Source organism: Deltaproteobacteria bacterium (assembly GCA_016709225.1).
Classification (GTDB): domain Bacteria; phylum Myxococcota_A; class Polyangia; order Nannocystales; family Nannocystaceae; genus Xiheibacterium; species Xiheibacterium phototrophicum.
The window spans coordinates 418,278-435,471 of the sequence record JADJEE010000001.1 but is presented as its reverse complement, the minus strand read 5'-3'; the positions used below and the strand labels follow the sequence as shown (position 1 = coordinate 435,471).

At 71.5% G+C, this 17,194-nt stretch carries 17 protein-coding genes; 5 read left to right on the top strand and 12 right to left on the bottom strand.

Going from position 1 to position 17,194, the window contains the following annotated elements; translation table 11 throughout:
* Positions 1 to 8: 8 nt before the first annotated feature.
* The 8 genes from IPH07_01855 to IPH07_01820 all read right to left on the bottom strand — a co-directional run bounded on the left by IPH07_01855 (position 9) and on the right by IPH07_01820 (position 7,622).
* Entirely contained in the window at positions 9 to 176 is a 168-nt protein-coding gene (locus tag IPH07_01855; protein ID MBK6916121.1) for a hypothetical protein, read from the bottom strand.
* A gap of 90 nt (positions 177 to 266) precedes the next feature.
* Entirely contained in the window at positions 267 to 680 is a 414-nt protein-coding gene (locus IPH07_01850) for a hotdog fold thioesterase (GenBank protein ID MBK6916120.1), read from the bottom strand.
* A gap of 71 nt (positions 681 to 751) precedes the next feature.
* Positions 752 to 1,222, bottom strand: a complete 471-nt coding sequence (locus tag IPH07_01845; GenBank protein ID MBK6916119.1) for a hypothetical protein — start codon at positions 1,220 to 1,222, stop codon at positions 752 to 754.
* Positions 1,219 to 4,170, bottom strand: coding sequence for a tetratricopeptide repeat protein (locus tag IPH07_01840; GenBank protein ID MBK6916118.1), 2,952 nt, complete (start codon positions 4,168 to 4,170; stop codon positions 1,219 to 1,221). Before IPH07_01840 ends, IPH07_01845 begins: the two co-directional genes overlap by 4 nt.
* The gene (locus IPH07_01835) at positions 4,167 to 5,861 is read right to left on the bottom strand and encodes a sigma-54-dependent Fis family transcriptional regulator (GenBank protein ID MBK6916117.1); all 1,695 of its coding nucleotides are present in this window, start codon (positions 5,859 to 5,861) and stop codon (positions 4,167 to 4,169) included. Before IPH07_01835 ends, IPH07_01840 begins: the two co-directional genes overlap by 4 nt.
* 14 nt (positions 5,862 to 5,875) lie before the next feature.
* Entirely contained in the window at positions 5,876 to 6,286 is a 411-nt protein-coding gene (locus IPH07_01830; protein ID MBK6916116.1) for a hypothetical protein, read from the bottom strand.
* 27 nt (positions 6,287 to 6,313) lie between these two features.
* Positions 6,314 to 6,715 (bottom strand): hypothetical protein, encoded by a 402-nt coding sequence (locus IPH07_01825; GenBank protein MBK6916115.1) that lies wholly within the window; start codon positions 6,713 to 6,715, stop codon positions 6,314 to 6,316.
* 196 nt (positions 6,716 to 6,911) lie between these two features.
* Positions 6,912 to 7,622: a hypothetical protein gene (locus tag IPH07_01820; GenBank protein MBK6916114.1), complete on the bottom strand. Its 711-nt coding sequence runs from the start codon at positions 7,620 to 7,622 to the stop codon at positions 6,912 to 6,914.
* A 120-nt stretch (positions 7,623 to 7,742) separates the two neighbouring features.
* Between IPH07_01820 and bioA the strand changes: the two genes are divergently transcribed.
* Positions 7,743 to 9,080, top strand: a complete 1,338-nt coding sequence (gene bioA / locus IPH07_01815; GenBank protein ID MBK6916113.1) for an adenosylmethionine--8-amino-7-oxononanoate transaminase — start codon at positions 7,743 to 7,745, stop codon at positions 9,078 to 9,080.
* On the top strand, positions 9,077 to 10,396 hold the full coding sequence (locus tag IPH07_01810) for a hypothetical protein (GenBank protein ID MBK6916112.1): 1,320 nt from the start codon (positions 9,077 to 9,079) through the stop codon (positions 10,394 to 10,396). Before bioA ends, IPH07_01810 begins: the two co-directional genes overlap by 4 nt.
* A gap of 4 nt (positions 10,397 to 10,400) precedes the next feature.
* Here IPH07_01810 and IPH07_01805 read toward each other — a convergent pair whose 3' ends face one another.
* Both IPH07_01805 and IPH07_01800 read right to left on the bottom strand, forming a co-directional pair.
* The gene (locus IPH07_01805; GenBank protein MBK6916111.1) at positions 10,401 to 11,516 is read right to left on the bottom strand and encodes a hypothetical protein; all 1,116 of its coding nucleotides are present in this window, start codon (positions 11,514 to 11,516) and stop codon (positions 10,401 to 10,403) included.
* 253 nt (positions 11,517 to 11,769) lie between these two features.
* Positions 11,770 to 12,411, bottom strand: a complete 642-nt coding sequence (locus IPH07_01800; protein MBK6916110.1) for a hypothetical protein — start codon at positions 12,409 to 12,411, stop codon at positions 11,770 to 11,772.
* Between the two features lie 152 nt (positions 12,412 to 12,563).
* Here IPH07_01800 and IPH07_01795 point away from each other — a divergent pair, with 152 nt between their 5' ends.
* Genes IPH07_01795 through IPH07_01785 form a run of 3 tightly spaced genes read left to right on the top strand, consistent with a single transcriptional unit; the run spans position 12,564 to position 15,696 of the window.
* Entirely contained in the window at positions 12,564 to 14,189 is a 1,626-nt protein-coding gene (locus IPH07_01795; GenBank protein MBK6916109.1) for a site-2 protease family protein, read from the top strand.
* Between the two features lie 2 nt (positions 14,190 to 14,191).
* Positions 14,192 to 14,935, top strand: coding sequence for a tRNA (adenosine(37)-N6)-threonylcarbamoyltransferase complex dimerization subunit type 1 TsaB (tsaB, locus tag IPH07_01790; GenBank protein MBK6916108.1), 744 nt, complete (start codon positions 14,192 to 14,194; stop codon positions 14,933 to 14,935).
* On the top strand, positions 14,932 to 15,696 hold the full coding sequence (locus IPH07_01785; protein MBK6916107.1) for a crotonase/enoyl-CoA hydratase family protein: 765 nt from the start codon (positions 14,932 to 14,934) through the stop codon (positions 15,694 to 15,696). The genes tsaB and IPH07_01785 overlap by 4 nt, the downstream gene beginning before the upstream one ends.
* A 49-nt stretch (positions 15,697 to 15,745) precedes the next feature.
* Here IPH07_01785 and IPH07_01780 read toward each other — a convergent pair whose 3' ends face one another.
* Positions 15,746 to 16,279, bottom strand: coding sequence for a hypothetical protein (locus IPH07_01780; GenBank protein ID MBK6916106.1), 534 nt, complete (start codon positions 16,277 to 16,279; stop codon positions 15,746 to 15,748).
* On the bottom strand, positions 16,276 to 17,139 hold the full coding sequence (locus tag IPH07_01775; protein ID MBK6916105.1) for an alpha/beta hydrolase: 864 nt from the start codon (positions 17,137 to 17,139) through the stop codon (positions 16,276 to 16,278). Before IPH07_01775 ends, IPH07_01780 begins: the two co-directional genes overlap by 4 nt.
* Between the last annotated feature and the right edge of the window lie 55 nt (positions 17,140 to 17,194).

The following is a 17,194-nucleotide window of genomic DNA, read 5'->3' as shown; positions in this document are numbered from 1 at the left end:
CGCCCGCGTCACTCCGGGGTCTTGGCCGGGGCGACCTTCGACTCGCCCTTCTTCTCGTCCTTGCCCTCGGCCTTCTTGTCGGCCTTCTTGTCGTCGTCCTTCTTCTTGCCCGGCTGCTCGGCGCAACCGAGGGCCAACGACGCCACCACTGCCAAGATCGTCGCGCGTGCGAACATAGCGGGCGCTAGCGTAGCACCGGCGTGATGGCGTCGGGTCCCGCAGGCTTTGCCGCCGGCGCGCCGCGAGGGCGCGGGCCGCCGCCCACGTCACGGCCGCGGCATCGCGCGCGGGCGTCCCGCGTCGTCGATGTGCACGTAGACCACCTCGGCCTGCGTGACGTCGCGCTCGGGCTCGCCCCGCGCCTGCGCCGTGGGCGACTGCGCGACCACGCGAACGATCGAGGTCACGCTCGTGCGCCCGACCCGGACCACCCGCACCCAGCAGCTGACGAGGTCGCCGACGTGGACCGGCTGCTTGAACTCGACCTCGCGCATGGCCACCGTGACCAGCTTCTCGGCGCCCAGCGCGTGGGCTGCGATCGCCCCCGCCTGGTCGATGAGGCTGAGGATGTGACCACCGAAGATGGTGCCGTGCGCGTTGGTGTCGCGCGGCATGACGGTCACGCGAATCGCGAGGATCTCGGGCTGGACGTCGGTCACGCGACAGCGATGCTGCCCCATCGCCGCGCGCGTCCGCAAGCCTGCGCACCCCGGACCGGCGACGCTGCGCCGGCCCATTGCGACCGCAGGTGTCAGGCCGAGCGACCGACCGCCCGCAGGATGACGGTGCGGATGGTGTTGGCGTCGGCGTAGTCGGGGCAGTAGCCGAGCGCGGGATCCCGCTCGCTCAGGGTCCGGAAGCGGCGCTCCTCCGGCCCGAAGTCGTAGCTCAGGATGACCGGTCCGCTCCAGCCGCTCTCCCGCAGCGCCCGCAGCACGAACAGCCCTTGGTTGTCCTGCTGGAATCGCCGCGCCCGCGCGACGTCGCCGTTGAAGCGCGCGACCAGCTCGACCATGTTGCCCAGCAGCTCGCCCTCGGGCGTGCGATCGAAGCGCATGTCGAGGTACACGAGGTCGGTGTGCTGCTCCGACACCATGCGGCACGCAAGCGCGCCGCTCTTGGCCTGGCGGTAGTGGATGCCCTCCGACACGAAGGTCGAGAGGTTCGTGACGTACTCGTCGCCGTCCTCGACGACCAGCACCTCGACCGGCGCAACGCTCATGCCGCCACCGTCGCGACGCTGGTGCCGTCGTCCTCGAGCATGAAGAATCGTACCACCACGGCCTTGTTCCAGCCGGGCTCGGGCTCGACTGCGATCGAACCGTCGTAGCGCGACAGCAGGTCGACCGTGATGCCCATGCCGCGCTCGACATACCGCCCGCGGAGCATCTCGTTGCTCAGCTGCTCGAAGGAGCGGTCCTTGATGCGGATCGCGAGCGTGCCCAGGCCGGTGATCTCGTCGAGCTCGGTGATCAGCTCCACACCGAGCCCGACCGGTGGCTGTGCGTACGACAGGCTCGAGCGCAGTGAATTGCGGATGACGTTGGCGAGGATGTCCTCGAGATCGGTCCGGAAGATCCGCACCGGTGCCCCGAGGCCCGCGCACTGCAGCGGTGCCAGCGACGAGCTGGCGAACTGCGCCTCACCGGCCACCTGGGCGTAGGTCGCCTCGATGAAGCGCGCATCGACGTTGACGATGCACAGCTCGCGGATGAGCCCGGACAGGCGCTCGAACGCCTGCCGGCCCAGGACCTGCGCGCTGCGGCGCAGCACCTTGGCGAGCTCGAGGCGCCGGCCCGAGCGCAGGCCATGCACCGCTCGCAGCTCGCCCGCGCGCGCGGCGAGCTCGTCGAACGCGCGAATCATGGGGCCGAAGATGGGATCCTTGCGCTGGAGGTTGAGCGTCACGCGGTGGGCGCGGCCGACCTTGTCGAGTTCCTCGACGTAGCCGAGGAAGCGCCCGTAGATGCCGGGCAATCGCGCGGGCTCGCGGGCGCCGACGCGACCGGGGATTTGGTCGCCGAACATTCGCTGCGCGAGCACGGCCGCGCGCGCCTCGGCGTCGGGTGCATCGTGCTCGAGCGCGCGACCGACGTCGCCGAGGAACGCGGTGTTGTGCTTCAGAATCTCGTGCCGGATCAGGCTGAGGATCCGCGCAACCTCGGGGAAGCTCTTGGGATCGCGTTCGAGCAGCTGGCGCAGGCTCTTGCCGCGCAGGCGTCGATAGATGCGCCAGGTCGGCCACGACAGCAGCGCGAAGAGGGCTGCGCCCGCGACCAGGTAGAACTGCAGCAGCCGGCGATCGATGGTCTCGCGCAGCGCCAGCGCGCGTTCGTAGTCGAGGTCGTAATCGCCGGCCACTGCGAGGTAGCGATCGAGCTCGGCCGATGCGCGCCACGGGCTCGGCTGCGCCCACAGCAGCTCGGCGAGCACGTAGCGCGCGGTCAGCGAGCCCAGGTCGGCGGCGCGTTGCAGGTGGGCGATGGCCTCGTCGGGCAGCTGCGAGCGCAGCAGCAGCCCCAGGCGCTCGTGGACCTCGACCTGGTCCTCCTGCAGCGCGAGGCTCTGCTCCCAGTACTGGCGCGCGTCGCCGGTGCGATCCTGCGCGAAGGCCATGTGCGCGAGCTGGTTGTAGACCACCGGCTCGGTCGGGAAGCGGTCCTTGGCCTCGAGCAGGATCTTCTCGGCGTACGCGAGGTCCTGGTACTCGGTGCTGCGCAGGTACGCCTCGTTGATCATCCGCTGCAGGTCGGGCGACACCGAGCGCAGCGACTCCTCGGCGGGTGGGGGAATCGCCGCGGGCTCCTCCTGCCGGATCTCGCGCTCGAGGTCTTCGAGCGCGCGGCGGGCCTTGGCGGCGTCTGGATCGTCGACCGCGCTGGCGCGCAGGAATCGCTCGTAGTGCTCGCGGGCCTTCTCGCGATCGGTGCGGGCGTAGAGCTCGCCCAGCAGCAGGTGCAGCTGCGAGAGATCCGGCCGCAGTCGCAGTGCTGCGGCGAGGTGCTTGATCGCGAGCTGATCCTCCGCGCCGCCGAACTCCTTCTTGTAGAGCAGGCCCAGGGTCATGTGCGCCTGGTGATCGGTCGGCGCCATGTGGATCGCACGCTGCAAGGCCTCGACCGCGAGCCCGAACTCGGCCTTGCGCGCATGGGTCACGCCGAGGGCGTAGTGGGCGCGCGGGAACCACTGCGTGGCCTGGACGGCAGCCTCGAACTCCGCCTGCGCGGCGTCCAGATCGCCGGCGCGCAGCAGCTGCAGCCCGCGACCGTAGGCCTCCAAGGCCTCGTCGTTCGGGCGAATGCCCTGGGTCGCATCGAGGCGCTTGAGCTCGCGCTGCATCTCGAGGTCGCGGAGGATCTTCGTGACGCCGGTGGTCGCGCTGGAGTCCGGGTGCTGCTCGACGAGCTGCTTGTAGATCGGCACCGCGCGCTCGGGCTCGCCCGAGTCGTTGTAGATGTCGGCCTGCAGCCGCAGCGCCGCCGCGGTGGGCGGGCTGTGGAGCTTCTCGCACTCACCACGGTAGCGCTCGAGCTCGAGCAGCGCGGCGGCCCGGGCCGCCGAGGGATCGCTGCGCGGATCGTCGTCGCCGACGCCCTCGATGAGCAGCTGGGCCACCAGCACGCGGATGTCGGAGGCGCGACCGGGCGCCCCGGGCTTCTCGGCGGCGATCTCCTTGGCGAGCAGCAGTCGATCGGCGGCGTAGGTGGGACCGCACGCGGCCATCCAGCCCACCAACGTCGCGCGCTGCTCGAGCCACGCGCCGCGTGGATCGTAGCTCTCGAGCAGGCGCAGGTCGCCGATCGCCTGCGTCGGACACCGATCGGGCGCGGTGCGGGCCTTGCGAGCATTGGCGCGTCCCAGCAACGCCGTCGGATCGCCGGGCTGCAGCCGCAGCGCCGCGGTGTACTCGCGAATGGCTTCGTCGTGGCGCTCGCGGGTGATGGCCGCCTGTGCGCGCTGCAGGTGGCCCTCGAACTCCTCTTGTCGCCGGGCCGCGACGTCCTCGGGGCGCTCGCCTTCGGTGTCGCCATCGGTGTCGGAGCTGGGCGGCGGCGGCAACGTGCCGGTGCCACCGCCGGCGGGCGGGGCCGCGGCGGCCATCGCCGCGAGGCAGCCACCGACCCACAGGCCGGCCAAGCCCGCGCACCAGCGCTCGAGCGTGCCGCTCACGAGGCCTTCCCGCGGCGCTTGAGCTTGCGCAGCTTGATGCCGAGTTGGTTCATGCGCAGCTGGACCTTGCGACCCGCGGCCGGATCGCCGAGCAGCGCCTCGGCCATGCGCCCGAGATCGCCGCCGTAGTTGTCGTAGAGCCGCTCCATGTACTGTCGCTCGACGTCGCAGCTGACCGCGTTGAGCGAGTCACCCGGCTGCACGACGACATGCATGCGCAGGCTGCCGTCGTCCGGCTCGGTGCCGGCCGCACCGGCCTGGTCCTGCGGCAGCTCCATCGGGCGCAGCAGATCACGCACGACTCGCGGTGGGATCGGCACCACGTCGGGACGGCTCGCCTGCCCCGGATCGCCGGGCTCGATCACGTCGGCCTGGTCGACCAGCTCGACCATCGTCAGGGTGATGAGATTCGACAGGAACATCTCGAGCTGGCGGAAGTTGCCGGGCCACGCGAACTCGCGCAGGGCCTTGAACGAGGTCGGGTGCAGCAGCAGGTGCAGGCGTCGCGGGTCGAGCTTCGCCGGCAGCGACCGCGCAATGACGATCGGCATCGGCGCGCCGTCGGCGGGGACCTGCAGGCCGCGCTGCTCGGCGTACTGCAGCACCAGGTCGCGGTTGTAGGGCTCACGCGCCACGCGGATGATGAACGCATCGAGCAGGGCGCCGAAGTCCTCACCGCGCTCGCGCAACGCCGGCAACGTCACCGCCGTCGCGGGGTTGAGCCGCATGTACAGGTCCTCGCGGAAGCGGCCGGCCGCCACCATGCTCGCGAGCTTCTCGTTGGTGGCGACCACCAGCTTGATGTCGACCACGCGCTCGTCGACCGAGCCGACCGGCGAGTAGCGGCCGTCCTGCAGCACCACCAGCAGCTGCTTCTGCAGGTCGAGCGAGAGGTTGCCGATCTCGTCGAGCAGGAGGGTGCCGCCATCGGCGCGGGCGAGCACGCCCTCGCGCGACGCGGTCGCGCCGGTGTATGCGCCCTTGACCACACCGAACAGGTGCGCGCCCATCAGCTCGTGGGGCAGCGTCGAGAGATCCACGGCGACGAACGGCCCCGATCGCTGCGACCTGGCGTGGATGAACTCGCGGGCCAGCAGCGTCTTGCCGGTGCCGGTCTCGCCCAGCAAGATGATCGGCAGGCGCCCGCGCGCGAGGATCGACAGCCGCCGTCGCAGCGCGAGCATGCGTGTGGTCTGCCCCCAGTAGAACGGCTCGTCGGCGGCCGGCGGGCGCGAGCGTCGCGCGAGGATGCCCTCGACCTGCAGCCGCAGCGAGCGGGCATCGAGGTACTCGTCGTCGAGCAGATAGGTGTAGTCCTCGGCGTTGAGTCGCTCGGCGTCGGCGTCGAGCGGCAGGTCGTCGCGCGAGGTCATCACGATCACCGGGAGGTCGGGGTGGGTCCGCCGCAGCCGGTCGAGGATGTGCAGGCCCTGCGAACGTCGCAGGCGCTCCAGGGTGCGGTTGCGATCGCCCTTCGACAGCAGCTCCTGCTTGTCCTCGGGCAACAGCTGCTCCTCGGGGATGTCGAAGTGGACGTCGAGCAGCACCAAGTCGACGTCCCGGTGACGCGCGAGCGCGTCCTGGGCCTCACGGAAGTTGCGGGCCGGCGGCAGGAATTGATGCTCGGGCATGAAGCGCGAGCACAGCTCCCAGTACTTGTTGGTGTCGTCGATGATGAGGATCGAGGACATCGAGCACGCGGCCTCTACGCGAGCGAGCGTACCAGCGCCGCCAGCTGCGTGCGAATGCTGGCCTGCGCGGCGCGGATCTGCGGTCGCGCGGCGGCGATGTCGTCGCGCGCGTCGGCCTCGAACGCGCGCTGCAGGCCTCTTAGTCCATCGATCGCCGTCGCGACCGCCACCAGCGCTGCGGGCCACGGCCGCGGCCAGTCCGCCGCGAGCCGATCGAACAACGCCCACGCGGACTCGTCACCTGATGCAGCGGCGCGGGTCGCCATCAGATCGCAGCGCAGCGCCTCGAAGGTGGTGTCGTCGAGCGGGCCGGCCCAGGCCTGCTCGGGCAGGTTGATGCTGCGCCACGCGACGTACTTGCCGAGGTCGTGCTTGAGCGCGGCCGCCAGCTCGCGCAACGCCTCGTGATCGGGGTCGGACATCATCGGATCGCGTGACCGCCCCCGCGCCTTTCAGGCCGGCGAGTAGCGAGTCGCGCGCGCGCGGCCCGAGCTGGTGACCTTGCCGGCCTTCTTCATCCACGTGAGGTAGCCGCGCAGCTCCTCGGTGTCGACGTCGAGCTTCTTCGAGAGCTGGCCGATGGTCAGCGAGTCGTGCTCGAGCGCGGCGAGAATCTCGCGGAAGACCCGCTCCTCGCGGCTCTCCTCCCACTGCGCGCTGCGGCTCGGCCCGGTGGGCGGAGCGGCGACCCTTCGACGGGCGCCCGCCTCCGCGCGTGCACGCGGCTGATACCCGGCCTGCTGCAGCGCGAGCCCGAGGTCGCGCAGGGTCAGTGCGCGCACGGCTTCGCCAGCGTCACTCTCCAACAGCTCGCGCAGCGTCGTGGACGGCGGCATCTGGGCGAGGGTGTTCATTGCGGCCCGCGAGAGGCTCGCGCGCAACGCCGACTCGAAGAGTTGGGCGATCTCCGTCATTGGAAAACAGTCGCGCGCCGCCTACCACGGTCTTTGCCGCGCGCGTCGGTCCGACTATGCCACCGAGAGGGGGTCACGTCCACCATCGATGGCGCGTTCACCCCGCGACCCGAGGTCGCACCGGCAATGGAGGGGTTCATTCGCAGGCGAGCGGGGCCAACTCGACCGTGTCGGAAGCACACGGCTGGCAGCAATCATCGCATTCCCCACGACCATCGAGTCCGATTCCCCATTGACGATCGCCGGCCTGCGCGCCGAAGCACAGCAGCTCGCCATCGAGACACTCGACGGACTCATAGGACGGCTCGTGCGGCGCCACGCTCGTGAACACCGCGTCGGGACCCGGCCACAGCCAGTCGCGGTCCATCGAGAACACGCGCCATTGGATGGCGAGGCCATCGTCGCAGGCATCTTCGAGGGTCCAGGTCTGCACCGAACCGGCGAAGCACACCATCGGGTCCTCGTCGGATCCATTGACACAGTCGGGCGTGCCGTCGCACAGCTGTCCGATGGGGATGCAGTCCCCGGTGCCACACACCGCCACGAAGCCCTCGGCGCAGCTGCACGCGGTGCCGTCGCAGAAGGCGTTGAGGCCGCAGGTGGTGTCGCACGGCGACAGGCCGTCGACCGGCTGGCAGCCATGCAGCGCGTCGGGATTGCCGACGTAGTTGGGGTCGCAGAAGCAATCGCCAGCGTTGCAGTAGGCGTGCTCCGAGCAGTTCCGGGCCGCGCAGGCCGAGGGCACCGGATCGTCGGTGGGGATGTCGACGAAGCACGCAGCTGCGGCGGACACCGTCAGTGCGAGCGCCGCTGCAGGCCGCGAGGTGCCCCGGATCGAACGCGTCATCGTCGGGTGGTAGCGTAGCGCATCGCGCCGCCGGTGCACGCGCACGGCTGCGGGGGCGCGCACGGCGGGCTGAACCGGCTCGCGGCAGCCGCCGGCGGTGGTGGTATGACGTCTGGCGCAATGGCCGACGAGGCACTGCTCGCGCGCGACCTCGCGTCACTCTGGCACCCCGCCAGTCACTTCGACGATCACGCGCTGCTGCCCCCGGTGCCGATCGCCAGCGCCCACGGGCCTTGGCTGGTGACCACCGCGGGCGCGCGGATCCTCGACGCGATTGCATCGTGGTGGACGTGTGTACACGGTCACTGCGAGCCCGCGATCGTCGAGGCCATCGCCGCCCAGGCCCGCACGCTCGACCACGTGATGTTCGCGGGCTTCACCCACGCGCCCGCGGTCGCGCTCGCCGAACGGCTGCTCGCGCTCGCCGGTCCGCCGCTGTCGCGGGTGTTCTTCGCCGACTCGGGTGCCGATGCGATCGAGATCGCGGTGAAGCTGAGCCTGCAGCACCATCGCCAGGCCGGCGCACCGGCGCGTCGCCGTGTCGCCGCGCTCGCCCACGGCTACCACGGCGAGACCCTCGGTGCGCTGGCGCTGTGCGGCAACGAACCCTACCGGGCGCCGTTCGCTGGGCTGCTGCACGACGCGTTGTTCCTGCCCACGCCCGAGATTTCCCAGCATCGCCACGGCGATCTGCTCACCGACGCCGGCGCCGACGATGCCGCCTGCGAGCAGGCCATCGCGCTGCTCGAACGGCACGCCGACGAGCTGGCGGCGCTGGTGGTGGAGCCGTTGGTGCAGTGCGCCGGGCGCATGCGCATGACCGGCAGCGGCTTCCTACGCCGGATCGCGGACACGGCCCAGTCGCTCGGCATCCACCTCGTCACCGACGAGATCGCGGTCGGGCTGGGCCGCAGCGGCCGCGCCCTGGCGGGGCACTGGTGCGGACTTCGACCCGACATGGTCTGCGTGGGCAAGGGCCTGTCCGGCGGCGCGCTGCCGCTGTCGGCGGTGTTGGTGGCGGCGCCCATCGAAGCCGCGTTCCACGGCGCGCCCGATCGCGCGTTCGCCCACAGCCATACCTTCTGTGGCAACCCCATCGCCACCGCCGCGGCGTGTGCCAGCGTGGAGCTCCTGCGCGCGCGCTCGGGCGCGCAGCTCGAGTCCACCATCGCCGCGCTCGACGACGCCCGCGCCGAGGTCGCGGCGGCGTGTCGCGCCGTGCAGGCCAGCCGGCAAGTCGGCACCATCGTGGCCTTCGACCTCGCGCCCCATACCCGCGCGGCACCGGACGGCCGCACCAGCCTATCGATCCGGCGCGCTGCACTGCGCCACGGCTTGTTGCTGCGCCCGCTGGGTGACACTCTCTACTGGATGCCGCCGCTGTGGATCGATCGCGAGGCCGTCGCGCACCTCACCGCGGGCACGATCGCATCGATCCACGAGGTGCTCGGCGGATGAGAGCGCTACGCACCTGGCCGCTGGTGGCGCTGTCGGGCTGCCAACCGTTCCCGCTCGACCCCATCTCGCTCGACGTGTCGAGCAACTGCGCCGAGGCCGAGGTCATCGTGCAGCGCGAGCAGCTGCACTCGGCCTACGACTGGCACACGGTGGTGGCCGCCGCCGCCGATGCGCCGGGACTCCCGGGCGCGTGGCTGCTCGTGATCGGACAGCCGCCCGGGGGGCTCGACCAGCTCGAGCTGGTCCACCTCGACGACGACGGCGTCGTCGATCATCGGGTGCCACAGGGGGTCTCGCCCGGGTTCGCCGACGAGTTCGAGCTCATCCCCGGCGCCGAACCGGGTGAGGCGTGGTTGTCCCAGCGTAGCCCCGGCATCCACTACGTCGGGCACTACGACGCGCGCGAGCCGTTTCCGCAGCTGGCGAGCTCATCCAACCTCGCGACGCTGGCAGTGCCGTGCGACGCCGACGGCGACGGCGACTACGAGTCCTGCGACGCCTCGGCGTGGTTTCAGGCGCTGGTCTTCATGGCCGACCCCGCACCGCAGCCCTATGTCATCACGTTCCCGCCGAGCAGCGTCGACTTCAGCATCGAGATTGTGCCGACTCGCCTCGACCTCTCCTTGTCGCCGACGTATCCCCTCGATCCCGATCGTACGCTCGACTTCGCGCCGCAATGCGACGAGGGTCTGCCGCCGGAGGAGATCGAAGCCTGCCAGGCCGCCTTCGCCGGTCGGCACTATCCGAGCCTGGCGCCGATGGGCCTGCTCCGCGACGCGCGGTCGAGCTTCAGCTCGTTGGTGATGTACCGCGAGACCGCGCAGGACGATGGCCCGGTGACCACCGCCGACGTGCCGCTCTTCACCTTCGCCATCGGTGGCCTCGATCGGCCCGCGGGGCTGCTGCGCGTCGACCCCACGCTGCCGACGCCGCGCGCCGATGCGCTCGGCGCACTCGCGATCGATCATAACGCGACGTACTTCGCCTACGCAGCCAGCGACGGCGAGCCGGTGCTCGTGCGCGCACCGCATGCGGGTCTCGAGTTCGCCGAGCTGGGCCGCACGCTCGGGCTCGAGGGCGAGGTGACGCTGCTACAGCTCGACGCTGACATTGCGATCGGGCGCATCGTCGACGGCGCGTGGGAGGTGCTGAAGCTGTTCCCGGATTCCCCAGCCCAGTCGCGCACGACCAGCTGGCGCGGCGAGGCCGACGTGATCGCTGTGGATCCCGCCGGCCCCGGTAGCTTCGTCGTGTACGACGCGGACGACGATGCGACGCTGGTCCAGGTCCGTTGCGCCGCACCGTCTTCGCCGTAGCGAACTACTTGCGCACGAGCGTGGTGGTGTCGCTCGGCGGGAACAGGTTCTCCTTGGGGATGGCGACCTTCTCGCCACCGTCCTTGCCCCACATCAGCTGCAGCCCGCGCTCGCCGGCGGCGGCCTGGAAGTACAGCAGGTCGAGCTTGTACTCGCCGGGCTCGATGCTGAGCGTCTCGCACTTGAGCGTGGTGTCGTGCACGCCGTCGTCGTCGACGACGAGACCGTCGTCGAGGTAGAGCTGCGCGCCGTCACCGGCGTTGAGGCACAGATCGTAGGTGCCGGCCTCGGTGACGTTGAGCGAGCCCTGGAAGTGCAGCGCGAACCACTCGCTGACCTTGCCGGCAGGACCCACGAATGCGCCCTTGAACTCGCCCGCCGGCACGTCGAGGTTGTCGACCGCGAAGGTGGCGAACGGCGCCCCCAGATCATCGAACGCCGGCAGCTCGGTGACCGGCTTGCTGATCGCGTAGACGTTGGCGACCAGGCCCAGGTTGACATCGGTGCGCGCGGCCCCGAAGCCACCCTCGACCGGCAGCGCATGGAACGGCGCGGTCGACTTGAGCAGCACGGGCGTGCGCTTGGTGCGGCCGGGTTGGAGCCCGAGGCGCTGCGACAGCACCATCGGGCCCGACGCCCCCTCGCGCACGCGCACGAGCATGTGGCCCTCGCCGACCTCGAGCACCTCCTGCGCCTTGCCACCGATGAGCACGCGGGTGTTGCCCTTCTTGCCAAAGCCGGAGCCGAACACCTCGATGACGCTGCCGGCGGGAGCGTTGGTGGGCAGGAAGCCGTCGAACGCCAGCACCTCGGTGGGCGGCACGGTCGGGCGCGGCTTGGGCTTGGTGCCACCGGGGACCGGCGGCTTGCGGGCCGAGAGCGCCTTGCCCTTGCGGGTCGGCGCGCCGCTGGTCGACGTCATCGTACGCGGCTTCGGACGGCTGGTATCGCCACTGTCAGACTGACCACCGGCATCACCACCAGCGGCGCCGTCGTGCTTCACCTCGCTGTAGTAGCCGTCGTAGTTGCCAGCGTCGGGGTTGGTGCTGGCTGCGTTCTTGGACGTGCAGGCGACCAGCGCAGTGAGGGTCACGATCGCGAGGCGCGGGAGACGAGTCATGGTGAAAATGCGTCCTTGCCGCCCGGAAGGGTGGCGCGCCGGTGTGGACGCGCCCTCGTGGAGTGGGATTCAGGCGACCTCGAGGCGACGCGAGGGGCCATGTGTGGCGCACGAGTGCTCGCGCGCCGCCGCGGAATGATGGGACATCCGACCGCCGGTTCGCAAGTGCGAGCGCGTTGGCGCGAAGCAGCGAGGCGTGGCGACACGCAACGGTGGCGGGGCGAACGGCCACGCGGCCGCACGCGCGAGGGGATCACTGGGTCTGCGCACGGGCGCGCACGCGGACCTTGCTCCCGCGGACCTCGACCTCGAAGCGCAGCGCCCGAGCGCCGTGCTGCTCCGCGAGCTTGGGCGCCTCGCGGTTGAGCTTGCGAAGGAAGGCCTGGAACGTGAGCCCATCGGTGGACTCACCCATCGATTGCTTGGCAGCGACGAGCCGATCGAACACGTCGCGCGCGTGCTCGGGGTCGATGAGCGGCGCGCCGGTGGTGATGCTCGCGGCCGCGGCCGCGGCGAGCGGAGCCGTCGCGGCCTCGCCCACGGAGCTCGGCGTGTCGGGCTTGTCGGCGCCGCGTTGTGCCGCGCGCAGCACGTCGCGTCGAAACACGCCGCGCTCCATCTGATCGAGGATGCGGGTCCAATACTGCGCGTACGAGATGTAGCGCGCCCGCAGACCGCCGAGTCGGAACCGCAGCGCCGTCGAGCTGATGTGCACGCCCTCGAGCCCGCGGATCTTGCGATCGAGGCGCTCGCGCGGGCGCGACGGCGGCACGCGCTCGATGCCGAGGAAGTACTTGTCGTAGAGCACGCGAAGCGCCTCGATGTCGGCCTCGAGCTCGTCGAGCATCGACACCGGATCGGGCGTCGGCGCCTGCGGCTTGCGCGTCGAACTCAAGGCGCCGATGCTAGCGCGATCCGAGCGGTGCGACCACGCCGCGCTGGGCGGGCGGACAACGCCGACGGGCCATTGGCGCCAGCCCTCGCGGCACGACGGCGGGGCGCGCGATCGCACCCTCGGCCCGGCCCGGCCTGCTATGCTGGGCCGCGATGGGCAACCTCTGGGCCTTCATCCTGCTCATCGGGCCGCTGATCTTCGTCCACGAGCTGGGCCATCTGCTGGCCGCCAAGCTGGTCGACGTGAAGGTCATCCGCTTCTCGATCGGCTTCGGCCCCGCGCTGCTCCGGGTTCGCTTCGGCGAGACCGAGTACTGCCTGGCACCGATCCCCCTGGGCGGCTACGTGTCGATGCTCGGGCAGGGCGGCGCCGACGACATCCCCGCCGCCGATCAGGACCGCGCCCTGTCGAACAAGCCACTGTGGGCCCGCTACCTCGTGCTCGGGGCCGGGCCGCTGGCGAACCTGCTGCTGCCGATCCTCGTCTACTTCTTCTTCTTCCTGCAGCACACCACGCTGACGCCGGCGGTGATCGGCACCGTGCTGCACGGCTCCGCGGCCGACCAGGCCGGGCTCGTGCAGGGCGACCGCATCGTCGCCATCGACGGCCACGACATCCGCTCGTGGAAGGAGATGACCAAGACGGTCTCGGAGGCACCGGGCGTCGATCTCGAGATCCAGGTGGAGCGTGACGGCAAGCGGCTCGATCGTACGATCACGCCGACCAAGAAGATGAACCGCAACGCCCTGGGCGTCGCGACGCCGGTCGGGCGCCTGGGCGTGATGACCGGGTTCTATGCGCCGCAGATCGGCATCATCGACGTGCAGTCGCCGGCCTACCTCGAGGGCTTGCGAACCGGCGACACCATCACCTCGATCAACGGCGAGCCGGTGCGCACGGTCGAAGAGCTGCAGCGGATGCTGGAGGGCACCGGCGGCGCGCTGGTGCGGCTGACATTCCTGCGCGCGACGCCGGTGGCGTCGCCGCTGGGCACGCTGCTGTGGTACGAGTCTGCGCACGCGCAGCTGCTACCGGGCAAGGACGGTGGCGGTACCGGCATCCTCCCCGCCAACAACTTCGTGCGTTCGGTCGAGCCCGGCTCGCCGGCGGCGCACGCAGGCATGCGCGCGGGCGACCGCGTGCTGTCCGTCGACGGCACGGCGACGGCTCAGTGGGAGCTGCTCGCCGATACGATCGGGCAGCGACGCGAGGAGCCGATGCAGCTCGAGATCCAGAGCCCGGGCGAGGCGCCGCGCACGATCACGCTGCAGCTCGAGACCCGCACGTGGCGCGACATCTACCAGCAGGACCGCCAGCAGCTGTGGTTCGGCGCCCATCCGTTCGCGAAGCTGTACACCTCGGAGCCGGAGCCGATCCGCGGCCGCTTCACCTACGCACTGGGCTCGGCGGTCGAAGAGACCGGCGCGGTCATCTCGATGATGTGGACCACGCTCGTGCAGATGGTGACCTTCGAGCGCGGCGTGGAGGACCTCTCGAGCGTGGTCGGCCTGTTCAAGGTCGCCGGCACCGCCGCCGAGCAGGGGCCGGGTCAGTTCCTGCTGCTGGTCGCACTGCTCAGCGTGAACCTCGGCTTCGTGAACCTGCTGCCGATCCCGATCCTCGACGGCGGTCACCTGCTGTTCTTCACGATCGAAGCCGTGCGACGCCGGCCGCTGGGCCAGCGCGCCCGCGAGATCGCCAGCGCCGTGGGGCTGGTGGTCATCCTGTTGCTGCTGCTGGTGGCGGCGCGCAACGACATCCTGCGGTACTGGATGTGACGGTGACCAGCGACTCGCCGTGGCTGCTGGCGCTCGACGCCTCGACCTCGCACTCGGTGCTCGTGCTCGGGCGCCGTCGTGAGGGCGCGGACGCGGCACTGCTCACCGATGTGCACGACGACCGCGCTGGCTCGGCGTCGACGCGCCTGCACGAGCGCATCGCCGCGCTGCTGGTCGCCGCAGGCCTCGACGACGCGCGAGCGCTGGGTACGCTCGCGTGCGGACGCGGCCCCGGGACCTTCACGGGCACGCGGGTCGCGGTCGCGACCGCCAAGGGGCTCGCGCTGGGCCTCGAGCTCGGCGTGGTGCCGTGCTCGACGCTGGCGGCGATCGCCGCCACGCACGACACCGACGACGAGGTGCTGGCCGTGATGGACGCGCGGCGTGGCGATGTCTATGCGGCGCGCTACCGGCTCCACGATGGATTGCCGCACGCGCTCACCGAGGAGTGCTGCGTCGCCGCGGCCGAGCTCGCGCCGCTGTCGGAGGGCGTGGCGATCGCGGCGGGACCAGGACTCGTGGCCGCCACGGCCGGCCTGCCCGACACGTTGCCGCGCCTGTCGGTGGCGGGTCCTTCACCGCGGGGTCTGTGGCGGGCAGCGCTCGCCGCCGGAGCGCCGCGGCCGGCCGGCGAGCTGCAGGCGGTGTACCTGCGCGAGAGCTACGCCGAGCTCGGGCTCAACACCCCGCGGCGGCCGCCGTTTCGCAACCCGCTGCTGCCGCCCGCGGACACGGGTTCGACATGAGCGTCCGCAGCGAGCGCAGCGGCGCGGTCACGACCGTCGTGCTCTCGCGGCCGGCGGTACGCAACGCCGTCGACCGCGAGACCGCCGACGCGCTCGCCGCGGCGTTCCGTGCGTTCGAGGCCGACGACGACGCCCATGTTGCGGTGTTGTGGGGCGAGCACGGCCACTTCTGTGCCGGTGCCGACCTGCACGCGATCGCCGAGGGTCGCGGCAACCGGCTCGATCCCAGCGGCGACGGGCCGATGGGTCCCTCGCGCATGGTGCTGCGCAAGCCGGTGGTGGCGGCGATCGCCGGCCATGCGGTCGCCGGCGGACTCGAGCTGGCGGCGTGGTGCGATCTACGGGTGGCCGAGCGCGACGCGACGCTCGGGGTGTTCTGCCGCCGTTTTGGCGTGCCGCTCATCGATGGCGGCACCGTGCGACTGCCCCGCATCATCGGGCTCGGACGCGCGCTCGACCTCGTGCTCACCGGCCGGGCCATCGGCGCTGCCGAGGCCCTCGCGATCGGGCTGGTCGATCGCGTGGTCGAGCCAGGCTGCGCCCGCACGGCCGCGGAGGCACTCGCCGCGGAGATCGCCGTGCTGCCGCAGGCATGCCTGCGCAGCGATCGCGACAGCGTGTACGACGGGCTGGACCTCTCGCTGTCGCAGGCGTTGGCGCGGGAGTTCGAGCTCGGCCGCGCGACGCTCGAGCGCGCCGAGTTTCTCGACGGCCCACGGCGCTTCCACGGCGGCGCCGGTCGGCACGGCGAACCCACCTGACGTCGGCGAGCGTCGTCACCGGCGCGCGCAACCTCGCCGATCTCCACCGTCAGCCGCCCCAGCGCTCCGTCAGCACGTCGAGCTCGAGCCAAGGTCCGAAATCATCGTCGTCGAACGACAGCAAGCGGTCGAGGCGGTGGCCGCCGCCGATGGCGGGCCACGGCGGCGGCGGCTGCAGCCACGTGCCGTCGGGTGCTCGCATGTGCCGTCGATCCGAGGCGAACTCGCGCCGGTAGAACTCGGCGGGGATGCAGCGAAGGCGCGGCGCAGGCACCCCCGGCAGGGCGCGCAGCGTGGCGCGGGCCCACGCCGATGCGGCACACGGGAACGCCAGCGTGGTGTCGAGATCCCAGATCCAGTGCGCGCCCTCGGCATCGCGGGAGCTGACCAGCACATGGTAGTCCCACAGCACCGGGCGAGAGGGCGCGCTCGCAGCACGCTGGTGCCACAACGCGACGCAGCGATCGGGGTTGCTGATCACCACGACCGCGCAGGCGTGCCCGTCGAGGCGCGCGTCGGCGCAGAGGTGCCAGGCGTTCTCCTCGCACCAAAACGGCGCGTCGTGGGCCGCGCGCGGGCTCACGCGCCGCCGAGGTGCTCCGCGATCGCGGCCGCGACCGGCTCGGGGTGCTCGAGGTGCAGGTGGTGGCGGCCCGGCAGCGTGACCATGCGGAGCCCGCTCACCAGGGCTGCGCGCCGATCGACGCGTTCCCCGTCGGGGAAGAAGCCCGATGCGCCGCGCACGAACAGCGTCGGTGCAGTGATGGCCCGCAGCAGCGACTCGACCTGGGCTTCGACCAGCCGCAGCCGCGATTGCCAGCGCAGCCGTGGATCGGCCCGCCACGTCACACCACCTTCGACCTCGATCAGGCCGCGCTCGCACAGCACCGCAGCGGCCTCGCGCGACAAGCCCATCACGCCGGCGACCAGGCGCTCGATCGCCTCGTCACGCGTGGCGTACACCGGCGCGCGACGGCCTCGCTTCTCGCGGGCCTCGGCGAGCGCGCGGCCGAGCGTCGCGGCGGCCTGCTCGGGCGCGTCGGTGAGCGGGCCGAGGCCTTCGACGAGCACCAGCGACGACACCCGTTCGGGCTGCGCGCCAGCGAGCGCCAGCGCGAGCGCGGCGCCCAGCGAGTGGCCGATGACCGCCACGCGCGACCACGCTCGTGCATCGCAGGCCGCGGCGACGTCGGCGACCGCGTCGATGAAGGCGTACCCGAAGCCCTCGCCGCGGTGCGCCGAGTGGCCGTGGCCGGGCAGATCGAGCGCGACGAAGCGGTGCTGCGGCAGCCGCTGGGCCAGCGCCGGCACCACCGTCGCGAAGCTGGCGGCGTTGTCGAGCCAGCCGTGCAGGCACAGCACCGGCGCGCCGTCCTCGGGGCCGAACGCCCGCGCGGCCAGGCGCAAGCCGGGGATGTCGATGCTCAGCTCGCGCCAGCCCATCTCGCAGGCCCGAGCATGCCCGCCCCGCCGCGGCGCTGCAAAGCCCGCGATTCCC

Excerpts from the sequence above, each read along its gene's own strand:
- IPH07_01855 (MBK6916121.1), bottom strand. The coding sequence starts at position 176 with ATGTTCGCACGCGCGACGATCTTGGCAGTGGTGGCGTCGTTGGCCCTC.
- IPH07_01850 (MBK6916120.1), bottom strand. The coding sequence starts at position 680 with ATGGGGCAGCATCGCTGTCGCGTGACCGACGTCCAGCCCGAGATCCTC.
- IPH07_01845 (MBK6916119.1), bottom strand. The coding sequence starts at position 1,222 with ATGAGCGTTGCGCCGGTCGAGGTGCTGGTCGTCGAGGACGGCGACGAG.
- IPH07_01835 (MBK6916117.1), bottom strand. The coding sequence starts at position 5,861 with ATGTCCTCGATCCTCATCATCGACGACACCAACAAGTACTGGGAGCTG.
- IPH07_01830 (MBK6916116.1), bottom strand. The coding sequence starts at position 6,286 with ATGATGTCCGACCCCGATCACGAGGCGTTGCGCGAGCTGGCGGCCGCG.
- IPH07_01825 (MBK6916115.1), bottom strand. The coding sequence starts at position 6,715 with ATGAACACCCTCGCCCAGATGCCGCCGTCCACGACGCTGCGCGAGCTG.
- IPH07_01820 (MBK6916114.1), bottom strand. The coding sequence starts at position 7,622 with ATGACGCGTTCGATCCGGGGCACCTCGCGGCCTGCAGCGGCGCTCGCA.
- bioA (MBK6916113.1), top strand. The coding sequence starts at position 7,743 with ATGGCCGACGAGGCACTGCTCGCGCGCGACCTCGCGTCACTCTGGCAC.
- IPH07_01810 (MBK6916112.1), top strand. The coding sequence starts at position 9,077 with ATGAGAGCGCTACGCACCTGGCCGCTGGTGGCGCTGTCGGGCTGCCAA.
- IPH07_01805 (MBK6916111.1), bottom strand. The coding sequence starts at position 11,516 with ATGACTCGTCTCCCGCGCCTCGCGATCGTGACCCTCACTGCGCTGGTC.
- IPH07_01795 (MBK6916109.1), top strand. The coding sequence starts at position 12,564 with ATGGGCAACCTCTGGGCCTTCATCCTGCTCATCGGGCCGCTGATCTTC.
- IPH07_01785 (MBK6916107.1), top strand. The coding sequence starts at position 14,932 with ATGAGCGTCCGCAGCGAGCGCAGCGGCGCGGTCACGACCGTCGTGCTC.
- IPH07_01775 (MBK6916105.1), bottom strand. The coding sequence starts at position 17,139 with ATGGGCTGGCGCGAGCTGAGCATCGACATCCCCGGCTTGCGCCTGGCC.